The organism is Paenibacillus sp. J22P165 (assembly GCF_059692015.1).
The window spans coordinates 86,796-105,735 of sequence record NZ_JCAUAP010000016.1 but is presented as its reverse complement, the minus strand read 5'-3'; the positions used below and the strand labels follow the sequence as shown (position 1 = coordinate 105,735).

The window sequence follows — 18,940 nt, the reverse complement described above, 5'->3', positions numbered from 1 at the left end:
CAAGGATAGTGACCTTTCTAGCAATCGAGGGATCCTTTTGAATTTGTCGAAAATTCGTGTGCTCCAATACCTGATAGGGCTAAGCCTCGGCTTATTGCTCATCGTGCTCTTGCTATTATTTTTACCAAAACATGTGGAAACTAAGGTTCTTTACGCAACAGGCGGGGATTCTTACGATACCGCAGCTTATAGTAATTTCCAACAAACCTTGCAAGCTGGTGTTCACATTGATAGAAAAAGCATCATTTCTCTCTCGGCTCGCCAACTGCGCTCCTATGACGCTTTGTATCTGGATCCTGCGCTAGCGCAAGATTCCACCTGGTCCAAGCAGAGGGATAAGCTTATGAGCTATGTGAAAAAGGGCGGACATCTTTTGTTGGAAAATGAGTTCAGCGACCGCTTTCCGCTAGATTTTCTTGGTGCTGAACAACTTGTTGATTTGAAAAAAGCGCCAATCGGCAACTTAGTTTTAAGCCCTCAGACCGTAGATTCGCTGACGCTTGGCTATCCACAGGTGTCTGTTAATTTACAGGGCATTCAGCAATCGTTTCAATTGTTTACACAAAGCTATCTCAAGCATAATGGCATGGCCGATATGCCTGGATTTCATCTTGGATATGGCTTCAGTCCATCTACAGGGCAGTCCGTTGTCAACATGTATAAAGCATTCGAGTCGAAGCAGCCTGTCTCCCTTGTCTTGCACAATCGTGTAGGCAAAGGTGCCGTACTTATTAGCAGTAACTTATTGCCAAATCGCTACTTCCCTACGGGCTTTGATATGGCGAGCGGAGCGGATCCGAAGTTAGGCTTTGCCCAGTTCGCTGAGAAATACTTTATGACCAGCAAAGCAACACCAGGAACGACTTACTTTAATAAAAGAGCGCTCCCGATTGAGCCGTATTTTAACTTCGCTTTCGCGGCGGCGAATATGCAGTACCGCAGTGAGCTGCTCGCCTATGTCTCGAAGGAAACGCTCGGGTACAGCGTGAAGAAGAGCCTTGGTCCTTATGGACGGCCTGCGATGGCGTTTCAGAACCATTTTGAGGCGATGCCAGCTTTCGAGCAGAAAGACGGCATTGCTTGGGCGGAGAAGCTGAAAGAGTATAACGAGGTTCCCTCGTTTACACTCGTGCGCAACGCCTTCTACTGGGGTGAATGGCGCGAGAGCGTGACGGTGCAGCTCAACACAGGAACGAACGCGAAGCCGTCGTTCGTGGGTGAGTTGCCCGGCTCCGGCTACGCGAGCGGACTGCATGTGATGGCTGCCGGCATTCCATTGCGGCAAGCCACGTTCGGGCCATATCGCGATCTGCAAAGCGCGATTGAACTGCCTTACCGCGCGTACCCGGCCGCCGCGGATCTAAACGGCGACGGCCGCACCGACCTCGTCGTCGGCAGCGCGGATGGATTCGTGTATGTCTACACGAATCTTGGCAAGGATGAGGCGGCTTACGTCAGCGAGCCGCCTCCGAAGGGCATGGCGCTGCCCGACACGTTCAGCGCGCCTGCCCGGTTATTGCTGGAGAGCGGCGCACCGCTCCAGCTCAGCCCTTACAGTGCCGTTCACGCCGCCGACGTGAACCGGGATGGCCGCACGGACCTCGTCGTCGCAGACGAGTCCGGCAGGGTGTGGCAGCTGCCGCAGCTCGCGGGCGGCAGGTTCGGCAAGCCCGCGGCTGTGCTCGCGGGCGGGAAAGCGCTGCAGCTGCCCGGAGGGCCTGCAGCGCCAGCCGTCGCCGACGTGAACGGCGACGGCAAGCTCGACCTCGTCCTAGGCGCAGCCGATGGACGAGTGTGGCTGTACTGGGGCCGCAGCGCAGCGGCCCTTGATCTTGACCAAGGCAGCTCGCTATTCCCGCTGCCCAACCGCGCTACACACGCCGCACCTGCGGTGCGTGACCTCAACGGCGACGGCCGACCTGATCTCGTGGTTGGCAGCAGTGACGGGGACCTTCAAGTGTTCATCCATGAAGATGCTGGTTCTTGGACAGATGTAGGTCCCCTCGAGGGAACAACCTTGAACCAAGTCGGTAACCACGCGTTGGTGGCTGGGCATTATTCCGTTCCTTTATGGTTGGATCTCAATCACGATGGCAACGACGACCTCATCGTGGGTGGTATCGAATTCGGCTCTCCGGTATCGATCGATAACCCGCACTTTCCGTATAAAGCGGAGCTAAACGAGTTCATTGACTATGCTCAGAAGAATCATTTACAACTAAATCCGCATACTTTTGTGCATAATTTTAAAAGTGCTGATGACGAAAAAATAGAGTTCAACCTGCATCAACAAGCTTTCAAAAAGCTTGGCATTCCATGGTTACATCCAGGCACAAATCAGCACACCTGGCGGATTAATAATCAAGATCATGATCAGACGCTTCTTACCGAAAAAGAGCAAGGCATGTGGTACAACTTCGGCTTCTTACCTTCCGAATCACCTGTGCTCGCTCGTCCAGAATCGATCTGGTCGCTTCCTTTCCTTTTGCAAGATACGCAAGGAAAGACCGATGCAACCATGCTCATCCATGCACCAACACCGGTCTTACGACCAGCGGGTGACAATGCCAATATCGATGTATTCGAGTCGATGGTCAAACTGGATATGCCCATTGATTATTTTGAGCATATTGAATACCATTTCCCTGATCCTATCAAGGTTGCCAATTTAACCGAATTCGCTGAGTACTTTGACAAGCTTCGTACAAAGCATGATTATAACTTTATGTCGGAAACACAGATGGCCAAATCCTTCTTAACCGCTATGCAAAGCGATGTGAAGATCAACCAAACCTGGGGCTCCTACCTGTGGGATCGATTAAAGGACCTTCTCAGCGCAGGCAATCCCCACTTCCATGCCACATTCACACCTGAAACGTCAGGTGTTTCTCAATTAGCTGAAGAGTATGCGAATACGTTAGGCGTCATCATTGAAAAAGGGGACAAGCTCGCGCTATATTCCTTACAAAGTGATTCTGATGTCTACACTACAATTGAGAACAAGTTTTATCTTGGATTAGCGAAGAAGACTGAAATTCGCGTGGGCCCGACAACGCAACAGTTCCATGTTGTCCGTTCAAATGTCCCTTTCACCCTTTCGGGTGAAGGCAGCACCTATGAGTTGAAGCTTGAATCTGCAGGTTTACAGCAAGTGAAATTCTTTAGTACAAGTGAACTTAAGTTCAATCCTTCTGATGATGTTAAACTTACTTATGATGCACCAACCCACACGTACACACTGACCCGATACGGGGATGTGACGACACTTACTTTTACCGGTCCTGTCGCGCCTGCGCAGTAACTCTATTAGTATTTACTTTACTTACTTCATATTTGAATCAGGAGGCTTTCCCCATGTCTACTTTATTAGAAGAGCTAGAGCAGCATATTCGCGAGCGTTACGAAATTGCCGAGGACGATGATGATTTCGATGTTGATGTTCATTTGTTCGATTATGGGTTTATTGATTCCGTTGGGGCGACTGCACTTATCGCTCATATCGAGAAGACATACAATCTGCAAGTAACGAATCAGGATTTGATGCTCTACCCGATGAACACGGTGAGTGAAATTGCCGAATTTATTTCCAAGAAGACTGCGAGGTAAGGGATTCATGAGTACAGTTAAAATTCCACTTACAGGCCTAGCTGAAAGCCAGCATGGTCAAGTCAAATACGCATCAGCTTTCGCCGATGAGCATATTCAAGAAATCCTTTTAATCGATGGAGAAATCATCATAACCCATAACTCCCCTAACGGCGATGAAGGGATTACTGCACGCGTTGAGCGGCTGATTGAACGTTTCTCCCACGGTGATTTCGGATTTAAAGAAAATATTTTATTCGAAAATAAAGTCGACACGCCTTATGAAGGCGATATTATCGCTGAACTTGCTGAGCGTAAAGCGATTAAAGTGCTAGAGCCCGGCCTTTTCATCTTCCGTGAACCTTTCTCTAGCTTAATGCGTTTCCTTGACTACTCGTTCGTCAGTAAAATTGCGAGACGTTTCGAAGGTGTTCAAGAAGAACAATATCCTGCGGTTATCAATAGTCATACGTTGAACAAAACCAATCATTTCACTTCATTCCCTGAGCACATTCATTTCGTGACGCATCTGCGTGAGGATCTCGATGTCATCGAGGCGTTCTCCCAAACGATCCGTGAAGCTGGTGGTTGGGATCAAGAGAAGCCTTTGGCGCTGGATAACAACATGGTGAAGCCTAACTTCATGATGAACCCTTCTACGTGTTACCACTGCTATGAAGGACTTGAGAACGAAACTTTGGAAGGCGACGGCATTGTTGTGACGGCGATTGCGAAATGTCATCGTTTCGAGTCCAAAAACCATTCCGACTTCGGTCGCCTGCTCGACTTCTCGATGCGTGAAATTATTTTCGTCGGTAAGCCTGAGTTCGTGAAAGAGAATCGCTTAAAATCAATCGAGTATTTAAAAGAGCTGGCTGTTGAATGGCAAGTAGACAGCTTATTGGAAATCGCGAACGATCCGTTCTTCACGAACGATTTCCAAGTAAAAGCGTCTTTCCAACGTAACCAAGAGATGAAGTATGAACTTCGTCTGAACATTCCGCATGTGAAGAAGTCCATTGCATGTTCCTCTGTCAATTTCCATAGTAATACATTCGGTAACGCTTTTAATATCAAAATGGGCAAACGTAACGCTGTCACAGGCTGCGTAGGCTTCGGTATCGAGCGCTGGGCGTTCGCGTTCTTGGCGCAATATGGCCTCGATGAGGCGCAATGGCCTGCCACGTTCCGTGAGCAGTACCACGCTTGGCAAGAGAAGGCTTTGTAAGTTCAATTACCCCAGGGTGCTCGTCTTCTATGAACGAGTCCTTGGGTTTTCATTTTAACCACTACGAAGATAATGAGTGATTCTATTGAAAGCAACCGCTGCTTTTCTCAAAAAAAATAGCTTTGCACTCGGCCTTTTGCTCGCCATCGTCGTCTCCGACCTACTCATTTCTTGGTGGAACCCGATGGCGTCTTCACGCCGTTTTTACAAAAACGACTTCACCAAAACGCTTTACCACCATAGCTGGTCCCATTCGGGTCCGGTTTTCTTCGGTAATTCGGCCGTTACGGGTGCTTATATCGAAGAGAAGTCTGACGCCCATTTGGTTGAGATGGGGCTTTCCTACGGGAAGCTAACTGACTTGAAGGGCATTCTAAAGAACGACCTCTACCAGGTCAAGGACGAGCTTGTCATTGGGATCGACGTGCATACGATGCTCGACCCTCTCGAAACAGATCCGACCTATCAGTGGTTCAAACCTTGGTACCAGCCTTATGTGTATACATACCGCGATTACTTCCGTGATTCGGGTGTGGAGTTTGCTCGCAATTTAAGCAAAGGTAGTCTGACTTACGAGCCGCGCTGGATTGATAAGGAATTGTACCCAGGCCGCAAGGACGACGCAACGTTAAAGCTTAAATGGGACGACTACGACAAACGGTTCGGCGCCATGACCTTGAAGGATTTTCAAGACAATCTGGATGCCCTGCAGTGGGTAATCCAGTATGCGGACGAGCATGAGCTCGCGCTGCGTGTGATTTGGATGCCGTGGAACAAAGGCTACGCCGATCCTCCCTATGTCGCTTCACTGAAGGATGCGGTTAACGCCCAGCTAAAGGCTGCGAATATACCAACGCTTGATTTGATGCACACGTACGATCCGCGTTATTTCCATGACCTCGTTCACTTGAACCGTGAAGATGGTGCGCCGCTATTTACGAAGGAGGTTGACACATGGTTAAATTCCTTAGGAAAACCGTCGAAATCCTCATCTACCTCGTGATGCTTTACTTGGTTTTCATTTATTTTACCGGCAAGGGATTGTTCATCTACGAGAAGTTCTAAGATCTAGCAAGCGAGGAGTTCTTTAGCTATGTTTTATATGCACATGAACGCGATGGTCGCGATGAGTGGCATGATTGCCGTTCTGATGCTCACCCGCAAGTGGGCGGATAATAAGCGCATTTTGATGATCATATTCAGCTTGTGCTTTCTACTGTTATTTAGTAAGAAGCTCATGGTTTTCTATGCGGCTTTTACGATTATTAATTATTTCGGGTTTGTGTATCTGTGTCGAACGACGATTTGGCGGAAAGCGACCTTTATTTTCGGAATCGCCGCCAATATCATAGGTGTCTTTCTCGGTGTTCGTTTTTTCGTTATGGGTGTTTTCAGTTCACCCTTGTTCGACGCCATCATTTATTTAGGACTCATTTACAACGTTCTCAAAGTGATTGATTCGTACTATTTCGCTTATTTCTTTGGCAAAGATGGCGAAGTGCCGGCCATTGATTATGCCAACTATCTGTTGTTCATTCCTACCTTTACCTCTGGACCGATTCTGAAATTCCGAGATTTCATGGCCGACAGCAAAAAGCCCTACACGGTAGACGCCAAGCTCTTTGAGGACAGCGTTAAACGAATTATCTTAGGCTTATTTAAGAAAATTGTTGTCGTCACCTGGATGACTGGCATATTCGATCATGTTTTGAAGCAGGAGCTTCACACTTGGGAATCCTTGTTCTTGCTGATCTGGTTTTATGCACTCATCTACTTCGACTTCTCGGGCTACTCCGATATGGCGATTGGGTTTGGCCGCTTAATGGGGTATACAATGCCTGAGAACTTCAAGAAGCCTCTCTTCTCGCCTTCCATGACGCAGTTCTGGCGCAATTGGCATGCCACACTGGGCGATTTTTTCCGGGATCACATCTTTATGTTCTTCTCACGTAAAACGCCCTCTACGGGGCTCACAGCCAGCTTATCCATCCTAATCATGGTACTGATGGGTCTATGGCATGGCTTCACATGGTTGTACTTCCTTTACGGGCTGTACCACGGCATTATTATAGCCATTGAGAATATCTTCAAACTTACGACCGTGAATAAGAAAAAGGTATCTAAAGCATACTTCTACTTCCGCTGCTTTGTTACGCAGACACTGGTTACGTTCTCGGTCATTATTTACAGTTCCAACTACGATACCGTGCTTCGCATCTACAAAGGCTTGCTTCATTTTGCTGGTTGATAGTGGTATAATTTGAACTGATTGTTTTATCAATTATGGAGGTGTAATCGAATGAAGTTAGGCGTTTTTATGGTTCTTTTCGGTGGAAAACCTTTCGAGGAAGCGTTAGATTATATTGCTGCGAAAGGCTTGGACGCTGTTGAGATTGGTACCGGTGGCTACCCAGGCACTGCGCATTGCAACCCAGCAGAATTACTTGCTGATGCAGGAAAACTTAAAGCATTTAAACATGCGGTAGAGTCCCGCGGTTTGACGATTAGCGCACTGAGTGCACACGGTAACCCTCTTCACCCGCAAAAACACATCGCAAAAGAGTTTCACGATGCTATTATACAAACGATTGAACTGGCTGAACGCCTAGAAGTTCCTGTGGTTAACACGTTCTCAGGCTGCCCTGGTGACCATGAGGATGCCAAATATCCGAACTGGCCAGTAGCGCCTTGGCCGAACGATTTCCAAGAAATCTTGGACTGGCAGTGGACGAACAAAGTCATTCCTTACTGGAAAGAAACAGGTAAATTCGCTGCAGATCGCAATATCAAAATCGGTCTTGAGCTACACGGTGGTTTCTCTGTACATACGCCAGCTACGCTTCTTCGCCTTCGCGAAGCTGCAGGTGAAGCAATCGGCGCTAACCTAGATCCAAGTCACATGTGGTGGCAAGGGATTGACCCTGTTCAAGCGGTGCAAATCCTTGGACGTGCTAACGCAATCCATCACTTCCATGCGAAGGATACATCGCATGACTATAACAACACGAACCGTCATGGTGTGACGGACATGCAGTCCTATACGAACATGCTGGATCGTGCTTGGCAGTTCCGCTCCGTTGGTTTCGGTCATGATATGAAAGTATGGGCAGACATCATCTCCGCATTGCGTCTAGTTGGTTATGACTATGTCGTTAGTATCGAGCATGAAGACGGCTTGATGTCCGTTGACGAAGGCTTCTCCAAAGCCGTATCGAACCTACAACAAGTACTCATCAAGGAACCTCTTGGTGAAATGTGGTGGGTGTAAAATAACACAAAAAAAGCCCACAGGCTGCAGATCTAACGATCTAACGTCCTGTGGGCTTTTGTTTGGTTGCTTGTATGTACTACCAGCCTTTGATCATGATAACATCCATGAATCCGAATACGAGTAGAGCTACAGTTGCAAATCCGAGGGCAAACAAATTTCTTTTAGGGCTAATCAATTGTCGAATAACGGCAATTGCAATAACCACCGTGAAGATCAAAACATAGATATCAAAGCTTGTATACGTGCTCGTTGATGCTTCAGCTGCTTCTGCGAATAACATGGTGAAACCTCCTTATAGTAACTCGGTGCAAGGCACACGTCCTGCTATTTTAATACTATGTTAGCTCGATTGGACACGAGATGCAAGTAGTTGCATCGATGTGTAACAAGTTTGTCACCTTTTGTTTGGGATTTGGCCAATTTGACGAAGATCTTTAGGCAGATTTCTTTTATATCTCTTGTACGTATAAATTGTCCATCTGTGCGACTATTTATTACTCCGAACAACAAAGCCCGTACGGATAATTCCGTACGGGCTTGTTAACTTATTCTTGGATCTATTCTTATACGGCTAATGCATCACGGTGATCGTCATCTGCCGGAATTCCAGTAATTTTGGTGTCGGCTAGCTCTTTTTCCTGCCATGCTAGAAAACGGAAAGGATCAATTCCTAAAGCAGATACAATTTCCTGAAGCTCTAACGTCGGTTTCATCATTACTAGCCCCCACAACGTGAATTATATTAGAACTGCTATATCTCTCAATCATCAAGTTTATAGTTAGGTAGCGGGAGATGTTCACTGTTTCTTACTATTATTATAGGCCTACATCCTTAATCATGGATAGAGGGTTAAATTGTCGAAGCCTGTATCATTCAATTAAGTCTTAGCAAACTTTAGGCAAATTTACACTTGTATAAATTAAAAAGCTTGGAATTGGTTAACAAACACCACATTCCAAGCTTTATATTCGTTATCAGCTAACGGAGCCTTCGAGTACATCCAATCGCTTCGCATAGTCTTCTGAACGCACGCGATCCCGCTCCAGGATCGGCTTCAAGTATTGGCCGGTATACGACCCGGCCACCTTCACGACATCCTCTGGCGTTCCCGCCGCCACGATCAAGCCCCCGCGGTTACCACCTTCGGGTCCTAGATCGATAAGGTGGTCCGCCGTCTTAATGACATCGAGGTTATGCTCGATGACGAGAACCGTTTCACCGCTCTCCACGAGGCGGTGAAGAACTTTCAGGAGACGATCGATATCATGGATGTGGAGCCCCGTCGTGGGCTCATCCAGAATATAGATCGTCTTGCCTGTACTGCGGCGGTACAATTCCGCCGCGAGCTTCACACGCTGGGCTTCGCCGCCTGACAGCGTGGTTGCTGGTTGGCCAAGGGTCATGTAGCCTAGGCCAACATCCAGAAGTGTATTCAGCTTACGATGAATGCGCGGCAAGTTCTTGAAGAACTCGCAGCCGTCCTCAATCGTCATCTCCAACACTTCCGAAATGCTCTTGCCTTTGTACTTCACTTCCATCGTCTCACGATTATAACGTTTGCCTTTGCAAATCTCACACGGTACGTAAACGTCAGGCAGGAAGTGCATCTCAATCTTGATGATGCCATCGCCGCGACAAGCCTCACAACGACCGCCCTTCACGTTAAAGCTGAAGCGGCCTTTCTTATAGCCCCGTACCTTAGCTTCTGTCGTATTCGCGTACACATCACGAATATCATCGAATACGCCAGTGTACGTCGCAGGGTTGGAGCGCGGTGTCCGGCCAATTGGGGACTGATCAATGTCGATGACTTTATCGATATGCTCTAATCCGATAATTTCTTTATGTTCCCCAGGACGAACTTTTGCACCGTTCAAATCACGGGATAACGTTTTGAACAAAATTTCATTAATCAACGTACTCTTGCCTGAACCGGATACGCCAGTTACACAAGTGAATACCCCTAAAGGTACTTTGGCAGATACGTTGCGCAAATTATTCTCTTTGGCACCTTTCACTTCAATCCACTTGCCATTCGGTTTGCGTCGAACCGCAGGAATCGGAATGAACCGCTTGCCGCTCAAATACTGACCTGTTAAGGAATTGTCATCCTTCATCAGCTCTTCTGGCGTCCCTTGAGCAATAACCTGTCCACCGTGGATACCGGCACCAGGACCGATATCAATGATATAATCGGCTGCCATCATCGTGTCTTCATCATGCTCAACGACGATGAGTGTATTCCCTAGATCACGCATATGCTCCAGCGTCTGAATCAATCGTGTGTTATCCCGTTGGTGCAGCCCAATACTCGGCTCATCAAGGATGTACAAGACACCCATCAGACTTGAACCAATCTGTGTCGCCAAACGAATCCGCTGCGCCTCTCCACCAGACAAAGTGCCAGCCGCACGGTGCATCGTCAAATAATCAAGTCCGACATTCACCAGAAAGCCTAGACGCGCTCTAATCTCTTTCAGGATCAAATTCGAAATCGTCAACTCACGCTCATTCAGTTGCAGACCTTTAAACCACTCTTCCGCTTCCCCGATAGAAAGAGAAGTTGCGTGCGAGATGTTTTTACCGTTAATCGTTACAGCAAGTGTTTCAGGCCTCAAACGGTGCCCTTTACACTTCGGACAAGGCTTGGTGCTCATGTAGGTCTGGATATGCTCGCGAATACCCTCAGAGAAAGTATCCTTGAATCTGCGTTCCAAGTTACGAATAATACCTTCGAATGGCACTAACGCTTCCTTGGATGCGCCCATATCATTCTCGTAACGAAAACGGATTTTCTCGCCACCCGTTCCATACAGAATCACCTTCATTTGGTCGCTGCTAATTTCAGATACCGGTACATTGCGCGGGATCTTATAGTGCTCACAAACTGCCGCAAGAAACTGCGGATAGTAATTGGAGGTACTTCCTGCCCAGGCTTCAAATGCACCCTCTTCAATCGTCAGCTTGTTATCAGGCACGAGCAAGTCTGGATCCACGATCATCTGACTGCCTAATCCATCACAATCCGGGCAAGCACCGAATGGACTGTTAAATGAAAACATTCTCGGTGCAAGCTCTTCGACGCTGAATCCACACTCCGGACATGCCAAGTTCTGACTGAACAAGAGCTCTTCTTTCTCCATGACATCGACGATAACACGACCGTTCGCCAACTTCAGCGCAGTTTCTAAAGAATCTGCCAAACGTGTCTGTACATCATCTTTGACCACAATACGGTCAACGACCACATCAATGGTGTGCTTTTTATTTTTGTCGAGCTCAATTTTCTCGGAAAGTTCTACCGTTTCCCCGTTTACACGAACCCTCACAAACCCTTGCTTCTGAACATCCACAAATAGCTTCGCGTGCTCACCTTTGCGCCCAGAAATAAGTGGTGCTAGAATTTGAATCTTCGTACGCTCCGGGTACTCCATAATTCGGTCTACCATTTGTTCCACGGTTTGCGAAGTAATCTCGATACCATGGGTAGGACAGTGAGGCCGCCCAATGCGAGCAAACAACAATCTTAAATAATCGTAAATCTCCGTTACGGTTCCTACCGTGGAACGTGGGTTACGACTAGTGGTTTTCTGGTCGATAGATATAGCAGGCGATAATCCTTCGATGGAATCGACATCTGGTTTATCCATATTCCCAAGGAATTGACGCGCATAGGCAGATAAGGATTCAACGTATCTACGTTGCCCTTCTGCATAAATCGTATCAAAGGCCAGCGATGATTTCCCCGATCCACTTAAGCCCGTAAGTACAACGAACTTATCCCGTGGAATGGTGACATCAATATTTTTAAGATTGTGAGCTCTCGCTCCTTTAATAACGATCTGATCTCTAGACACAGAAACCCTTCCTCTCCTATGTGAAGCTGATGCCTCTACTAGGCATCAGCTTTCATTTCCATAATCGCGTCACGCAGCTGTGCCGCACGTTCGAACTGCAGGTTCTTCGCCGCTTCTTTCATCTCAACTTCTAAGCGCTCAATAAGGGATGCGCGATCTTTCTTCGACATCTTAGCACCCTTCACATCGGCCAGATAGTCTGACTTCTGTTCAGCGACTTTCGTCGCTTCAATGACATCGCGGATTTTCTTCGCAATCGTCTGCGGCGTAATACCCAATCGCTCATTGTTAGCTTCTTGCAGGGCTCGACGACGATTGGTCTCCGAGATCGCCTTCTCCATGGAATCGGTGATCTTATCCCCGTACATGATCACTCGGCCATCCGAGTTCCGCGCCGCTCGACCAATTGTTTGAATCAACGAACGCTCAGAACGCAGGAAACCTTCCTTATCTGCATCTAGAATAGCGACTAATGAAACCTCTGGTAAATCAAGACCCTCTCTCAGAAGGTTAATCCCGATCAATACATGGAAAGTCCCCAAGCGCAAGTCACGAAGAATCTGCATCCGCTCAAAAGTCTTAATATCCGAGTGCAAATAACGCACTTTAATGCCGATTTCCTTAAAGTAATCCGTCAAATCCTCCGACATCTTCTTCGTTAAGGTGGTTACAAGTACGCGCTCGTCTTTGCGAACCCGGTCTTGAATTTCCGCGATGAGATCATCGATTTGACCTTTGGTTGGTCGAACCTCAATAATCGGATCCAACAACCCTGTTGGCCGAATAATTTGTTGAATCATGGTAGGGCAATGTTCTAACTCATAAGGTCCTGGCGTTGCTGAAATATATAAAATCTGACTAACTTTCTCTTCGAATTCCTCGAAGCGCAGCGGACGATTATCCAAAGCGGAAGGCAGCCTGAAGCCGTGATCAACTAATACATCTTTCCGTGCTTTATCCCCATTAAACATTGCGCGAATTTGCGGCAATGTCACATGGGATTCATCCACCATGAACAGCATGTCGTCTGGGAAATAATCCATCAACGTATACGGTGTTGCCCCTCGTTCACGGAATGTCAGCGGTCCTGAGTAATTCTCAATCCCTGAGCAGAAACCCATTTCTTCCATCATTTCCATATCGTAGCGCGTACGCTGCTCCAAACGCTGTGCTTCCAACAGCTTCCCTTGGTCTCTCAGCTCAGCAAGACGCTCTTCCAACTCGCGGGCAATGTTCACAAGCGCACGTTTCATCGTGTCCTCGTGCGTCACGAAGTGAGACGCTGGGAAAATGGCAATATGATCGCGCTGGCCGATAATTTCACCAGTAAGAACATTAATCTCCGTAATCCGCTCAATCTCATCGCCAAATAACTCTACTCGTACCGCATGTTCACTGTGTGAGGCCGGGAAAATCTCAACAACATCTCCACGCACACGGAACGTACCGCGAACAAAGTTCAGATCATTGCGTTGATATTGAATGTCTACAAGCCGGTGCAAAATTTCAGTACGCGACTTCTCCATCCCAACACGTAAAGAGAGCAATAAATTGCCATATTCGATGGGTGACCCTAAGCCATAAATACACGACACGCTGGCAACGACGATAACGTCGCGACGTTCGAATAAGGAGCTTGTCGCTGAGTGACGAAGCTTATCGATCTCTTCATTGATGCTGGAATCTTTCTCGATGTAAGTGTCGGAGGAGGCAATGTAGGCTTCGGGCTGGTAGTAGTCATAGTAACTGACGAAGTAGGATACGGCATTATGAGGAAAAAACTCTTTAAACTCGCTGCACAACTGTGCGGCTAAGGTTTTATTGTGAGCAATAATCAACGTTGGTCGGTTAAGTTTCGCTATTACTTGTGCAGCTGTGAATGTTTTCCCTGTTCCCGTTGCACCGAGCAGCGTCTGATGCTTGTTGCCTGCTTGTATGCTCTGGACGATCTCCTCAATAGCTTGAGGTTGGTCTCCTTGCGGAAGAAAATCTGATACAAGCTCAAATTTCTTAGAGCTCATGACGAGTTCGCTCATCCATTATCACCCTCATTGTCGAAATAAATCGAACTTTTATCCTATAAACTTTCCCATTCGACATTCCGATATAGAAGTCTATGGAACTTTCTCGTACATATATGAAGGATTGCAATAACTATCCAACATAAGAATGTTTGTTCTCGTTTTCTCATTATACTATTTTTACATCATGGATGCAAACTGCTTTATCTGTTTTAGCCTTTCACAAGGCGGCTTTCGCGTGTTTTGGAACCTATTCTTTTTATGCTAATTAGGAGTGGTACAGTCATGGATTTGACAACAGTTTTAGGTTTATTATTAGGTCTTGTAGGGTTAATCGGCGGGTATATGTGGGATGGCGGTCATATTAACTCATTAATCATCCCCAGCGCGATGCTAATCGTTTTCGGCGGAACCTTTGGTGCAGTTGCCGTCAGCTTCCCTGGCTCTATTTTAGCCAAAATCCCCAAAGCACTCGGCATTGCCTTTATGCAAGTCAAAAGAGATCCAGCAGCAACCATTAATGAAATTGTTGATATGGCCTCGGTCGCACGCAGAGAAGGTGTACTAGCCCTAGAGCAACGTGCTCAGGAGCACGAGAACCCGTTCCTCAAAGACGGATTGCTCATGGTCGTAGACGGAACAGACCCCGAACTGACTAGGCAAATTCTTGAGCTCGAAATGGACGCCATAGAACATCAAGTTAATAATATGTCGAAAGTATTCGAAGCTGGCGGCGGCTATGCGCCTACAATGGGGATTATCGGTACGGTTATGGGACTCATCCACGTTCTCGGTAATCTAGAAGAACCTTCATCCCTTGGCCCTGCCATTGCCGTTGCATTTACAGCTACTCTCTATGGTGTTATGAGCGCCAACTTAGTTTACTTGCCAATTGCTAACAAAATTAAAGTCCGCGGCAAAGAAATGGTCAATGAGATGGAATTGATGCTCGAGGGTATTCTTGCCCTGCAAGCTGGTGAAAACCCGCAATTGATTAAGAAAAAACTGAACTCCTTCCTCCATGATAAATCGAAAAAAGCCGTAGAGGAGGATGACCTGAATGGCGAGGCGCGGTAAGAGGCACGAAGAGCATGTTAATCATGAAAGATGGCTCATTACTTATGCTGACTTAATTACGCTTCTGCTCGTATTTTTCATTATTATGTATGCGATGAGTAAAGTGGATGTTCAAAAGTATGCCGTTTTGGCGCAAGCCTTAAACCTCCAATTTCAAAAAGCTGATTCCGTCTTAGATAAAAACCATGGCATCAACGGTCAAATGACTCCTAAACAAGGTGATGCGGATAGTAAAGATAAGGATTTAACAAATCGGAATCAGAATGACGAGAAAGAAGAGCATGACAAGACGAAGACTGAGGACAGTGAGAAAGAAAAGCGTGAGAAAGAACTGCAAGATCTTCTGAAGCAAATTCAGGCGTACATTAAGGATCAAAATTTAGAAGCGCAAGTATCCGCGAGCGACACGGAACGCGGTGTGGCCATTACACTCAATGACTTATTCCTATTTGATTTGGGAAAAGCCGATCTAAAAGCGCCATCATTCCCAATTCTGCAAAAGTTGGCTTCGTTGTTCCCGACCTTGAAGAGCAAGGTCAGCATTGAAGGTCATACGGATGATTTACCTCTTGCTCCAGGTTCTCCTTACCGAGATAATTGGGGGCTATCGTTTGCCCGCTCCCTCTCTGTGCTTCGCTATTTCAGCGACACGGCGAATCTAGACGACAACAAATTTATTGCCACTGCCTATGCGGATACAATGCCGCAAGTAGCTAACTCTTCGGATGCGAATCGCAGCAAAAATCGCCGCGTAGAAATCATCGTGTTACGAAACGATATCGCTCCAACTACGCCAACACATTAAGACCTCGTTACGTGGAGACATACAAGCCCTATTTTCACTGCAAAGTGGAGATAGGGCTTTATTATATACACTCTTGCAGCTAGGCCCCATTTTTCACAAAAAAAGAGCCGCCCTCACGGTAGATGACTCTACTCGGAGGACAACTCTTCTTACATGGACTTCGTCGATTTATTCGGCAATAGTCCCGTTAATTTATACCGCAGATAGCTGAACAGATGCATTGGACGCTGCTCCAAGAAGTACAGCACATCCTGATCCGGCGCCAGAAGAATACCCAGCTGGTGATGATCACCTGCGAAAATACCGCGCTTCAGAAAGCGAACTTCCCCTTGATCGTTCAAGACTTCCAATCGGCAGAAGGCAGAATTGAGGCCCATGGCTGCATGCAAATCTGTCTTCGTCTTGATTTTGTATCCATTGACCTTGTGAATGATCTCACCGACACTGATCCCTAATTCCTGAGCAGGACTGTTCGGTACAACCGATAGCACCATAAGCCCTCGCTCGGAGTGGATGTAGAAAGGCGTCTGCTTCGTTTCTAACCACTGATTATAGAGCAATAACCCTTCATGAAGAGCAATACTAAGGATCGCGCCTAACAGCACCAACGGCGTCCAATAGTGCGTAGCAACTGCTGCCCCAAGCAGGATGAGCCCATACAGGTACAGCAGGTTAGCACTAGAGCGCGCTTGTCGCTGCGGCAGCTTGGAGATGGTCAACTCCGTGAAGCCGATCATCGCAGGGAATGCGAGCATCGTCCAACCTGCGCTCAGATTAGAGGCAAACAACGTTTGCCAAGGGAAGCTCAGCTCGCTCCCGCCCGCCATTGGCACGAGGAGAAAAAGAGGAACTGGCCAGAAGCCTTGCAGCTGCTGCCCGCCAATCATTTGCCCGCGCTTCCCTTCAAGGAACAACGGAGTCGCCATACGCGCACCCTGGAAACCAACCAGCACGCCTTCCAAGAGATGCAGCACACCTACTATGACCAGCAAGGACGGGATATCCGCACTGGCTATCGTATTGAGAAGCGTATACGTCTCGCGTAACTGCTCAGTATTAGGGAACCAAGAGAAGATGACTTGAGCAATCCCTAGTATCCCTACTGCATAAGCTAAACACAAGAAGCGAATCCGGAATATCAGTAGCACAACAGTGATAATCCAAAGCACGATGACAACATCCAATTGCAGGTTCACACCTACGAAAAGAAGCAGTACCGAGGCTCCTAGTCCGCCTAACCAACCCCAAAGCACCACGCGCCATGTTTCGCTTAATAACGAGTGAAGACGTGTGTGAAACAGTTTTCGCTCTAATTGAATTTGCTTTCTGTAATGCAGAACAATAAAAAAAACACCTATATAATAGAAAGGATTCGTAAACAACTGCCCCATAGCCAGCAGCATTCTGTCCAATAATTGAAACCACACATCCATACGAATCTAGGCTCCTTGATAAAGAAATAGGAAGGCCGCCTAAGCAACCTTCCTACACTATTTCGACTGATAATGCTTATTTCCTGCCGCTCCGAACAATTTCCATTAACTAACGGTCCTTATTTCCCAAGCTGCTTCTGGATTTGGAAGACAGCTGCTTTCAATTGCGAGTCATTCTTCGGATCGCGAATTTGCTCTAAAATCGCTTTTTCGATTTTGCCCGCTGTGTCCGCATCAACTTCACCCGTTACCGGCAAGCCATTCGTCCGTTGGAATGCTTTGACTGCAAGCACTGTCTTTTCGCTGAAATAGCCATCTGTCCGCTCCGGATTGAAACCAATTCCAGCAAGCATCAGCTGCAAATTCTTCACATCATCGCTGTTGTTGTCTTGTTTCAGCACATCTTTCTTCGTCAGCGGTGCTGCTTTGAAGTAAGCTGGCTGTTCAATCGGAATATCTGGTGTAATGCCTTTTTTGTGAATCCAGTTACCATTTGGCGTTAGCCATTTGTAGACGGTCATCTTAATGTTGCTGCCATCGCCCATTTCCTTCTCGAACGTGACTTGAACCGTTCCTTTACCGTAGGACGTTTCACCAACAATTTTACTGCCTACCGCTTCCTGGAACGCACCTGCTAAAATCTCCGATGCACTGGCGCTTCCTTTATTGATTAACACCGTAACCGGATAATTCTTCCCTTTACCTGTGGAAGGTGTAGGCTCTCGCTTGCCGTCCCTGTTCTCCACTTGGAGGATAGATGCTCCGCTCTTCACGAAGGGATTCACGATATCAACAACGACGTTCAATAGACCGCCTGGATCGTTACGAACATCGATGACAAGGCCCTTCATCCCTTTAGCCTCAAGGTTCTTCAATTCTTCTGCAAAACGAACAGCCGTGTTCGAGGAGAACTGACGAATCTCTATTTTACCAATCTGATCTTGCATCATTTCGCCATAGACCGTTTCAACATCAATATTGTCGCGAACCACGATGACTTGAACCGGATCTCCTGTACCTTGACGAAGTAAATCCAACTTAGCTTGCGTACCCTTCGGTCCGCGGATTTTCATAACCGCTTGATTCAAGGTAAGCCCGTCCAATTTATCTCCGTTAACAGAAAGGACGACGTCTTTGGATTGAATGCCTGCCTTTTCTGCAGGTGAGCCCTTGATCGGTGATACGATGACGAATTTGCCATCCTCAAGCGATACCTCTGCCCCGATGCCTTGGAAAGAGGACGTGATGCTCTCATCGAACTGTTTCGCTTCCTTCTGATCCATATAAACGGAAAAAGGATCCTCCAATGATTCCAACATCCCATTAATCGCACCATTAACCAGTTGATCATGATCAGGTTGTTTCAAATACTTACTTTCAATAAGCTGAAACGTTGTTGCGATTTTGCTTAAATCCTTGCTCGAGAGACCGGACGAAGCCGATATGGAGGTGGCTGCACTTCCTGTTGTTTTCTCCTCCCGCCCCCAAGTGAAGGATGGATCTACAATGGTTAACGTAACAATACTGCTTGCAAACATTGCTAACAGAACAAATACAATGACCGTACGACCTTTAAATTGCAAACCGGTTCACCACCTTTTTTCCTAAAACCCTTTTTTGGACTGGCCTGTTACTAGTATATGACAAGCCCTTCCACTTTTA

At 47.1% G+C, this 18,940-nt stretch carries 14 protein-coding genes; 8 read left to right on the top strand and 6 right to left on the bottom strand.

Features of this window, described 5'->3' with window-relative positions; all coding sequences use genetic code 11:
• Nucleotides 1-37 precede the first annotated feature (37 nt).
• The 6 genes from AC58QM_RS30790 to AC58QM_RS30765 all read left to right on the top strand — a co-directional run bounded on the left by AC58QM_RS30790 (nt 38) and on the right by AC58QM_RS30765 (nt 8,081).
• Entirely contained in the window at nt 38-3,301 is a 3,264-nt protein-coding gene (locus tag AC58QM_RS30790) for an FG-GAP repeat domain-containing protein (protein WP_497288574.1), read from the top strand.
• A gap of 53 nt (nt 3,302-3,354) precedes the next feature.
• The gene (locus AC58QM_RS30785; RefSeq protein ID WP_497288573.1) at nt 3,355-3,606 is read left to right on the top strand and encodes an acyl carrier protein; all 252 of its coding nucleotides are present in this window, start codon (nt 3,355-3,357) and stop codon (nt 3,604-3,606) included.
• Between the two features lie 7 nt (nt 3,607-3,613).
• Nucleotides 3,614-4,813 (top strand): class-II aminoacyl-tRNA synthetase family protein, encoded by a 1,200-nt coding sequence (locus tag AC58QM_RS30780; RefSeq protein WP_497288572.1) that lies wholly within the window; start codon nt 3,614-3,616, stop codon nt 4,811-4,813.
• Between the two features lie 85 nt (nt 4,814-4,898).
• Entirely contained in the window at nt 4,899-5,816 is a 918-nt protein-coding gene (locus AC58QM_RS30775; protein WP_497288571.1) for a hypothetical protein, read from the top strand.
• A 90-nt stretch (nt 5,817-5,906) separates the two neighbouring features.
• Nucleotides 5,907-7,061: an MBOAT family O-acyltransferase gene (locus AC58QM_RS30770; RefSeq protein ID WP_497288570.1), complete on the top strand. Its 1,155-nt coding sequence runs from the start codon at nt 5,907-5,909 to the stop codon at nt 7,059-7,061.
• Nucleotides 7,062-7,112: 51 nt separating this feature from the next.
• The gene (locus tag AC58QM_RS30765; RefSeq protein ID WP_497288569.1) at nt 7,113-8,081 is read left to right on the top strand and encodes a sugar phosphate isomerase/epimerase family protein; all 969 of its coding nucleotides are present in this window, start codon (nt 7,113-7,115) and stop codon (nt 8,079-8,081) included.
• 79 nt (nt 8,082-8,160) lie between these two features.
• Here AC58QM_RS30765 and AC58QM_RS30760 read toward each other — a convergent pair whose 3' ends face one another.
• From AC58QM_RS30760 to uvrB, 4 genes are all read right to left on the bottom strand, one after another.
• Nucleotides 8,161-8,364: a DUF2759 family protein gene (locus AC58QM_RS30760; protein ID WP_497288568.1), complete on the bottom strand. Its 204-nt coding sequence runs from the start codon at nt 8,362-8,364 to the stop codon at nt 8,161-8,163.
• A 283-nt stretch (nt 8,365-8,647) separates the two neighbouring features.
• Nucleotides 8,648-8,800, bottom strand: a complete 153-nt coding sequence (locus AC58QM_RS30755; protein WP_497288567.1) for a hypothetical protein — start codon at nt 8,798-8,800, stop codon at nt 8,648-8,650.
• A gap of 259 nt (nt 8,801-9,059) precedes the next feature.
• Nucleotides 9,060-11,942 (bottom strand): excinuclease ABC subunit UvrA, encoded by a 2,883-nt coding sequence (gene uvrA, locus AC58QM_RS30750; protein ID WP_497288566.1) that lies wholly within the window; start codon nt 11,940-11,942, stop codon nt 9,060-9,062.
• A gap of 38 nt (nt 11,943-11,980) precedes the next feature.
• Entirely contained in the window at nt 11,981-13,978 is a 1,998-nt protein-coding gene (uvrB, locus tag AC58QM_RS30745) for an excinuclease ABC subunit UvrB (RefSeq protein ID WP_497288565.1), read from the bottom strand.
• Between the two features lie 270 nt (nt 13,979-14,248).
• Here uvrB and AC58QM_RS30740 point away from each other — a divergent pair, with 270 nt between their 5' ends.
• A complete protein-coding gene (locus tag AC58QM_RS30740; protein WP_497288564.1) occupies nt 14,249-15,040 on the top strand; it encodes a flagellar motor protein in 792 nt (263 codons plus the stop codon).
• A complete protein-coding gene (locus tag AC58QM_RS30735) occupies nt 15,024-15,845 on the top strand; it encodes a flagellar motor protein MotB (RefSeq protein WP_497288563.1) in 822 nt (273 codons plus the stop codon). The genes AC58QM_RS30740 and AC58QM_RS30735 overlap by 17 nt, the downstream gene beginning before the upstream one ends.
• Before the next feature lie 149 nt (nt 15,846-15,994).
• Here the strand turns inward: AC58QM_RS30735 and AC58QM_RS30730 are convergent, their stop codons facing one another.
• Together AC58QM_RS30730 and AC58QM_RS30725 are read right to left on the bottom strand one after the other, a co-directional pair.
• Nucleotides 15,995-17,278, bottom strand: a complete 1,284-nt coding sequence (locus AC58QM_RS30730; RefSeq protein ID WP_497288562.1) for a serine protease — start codon at nt 17,276-17,278, stop codon at nt 15,995-15,997.
• Between the two features lie 119 nt (nt 17,279-17,397).
• Nucleotides 17,398-18,861, bottom strand: a complete 1,464-nt coding sequence (locus AC58QM_RS30725; protein WP_497288561.1) for a S41 family peptidase — start codon at nt 18,859-18,861, stop codon at nt 17,398-17,400.
• Nucleotides 18,862-18,940 lie beyond the last annotated feature (79 nt).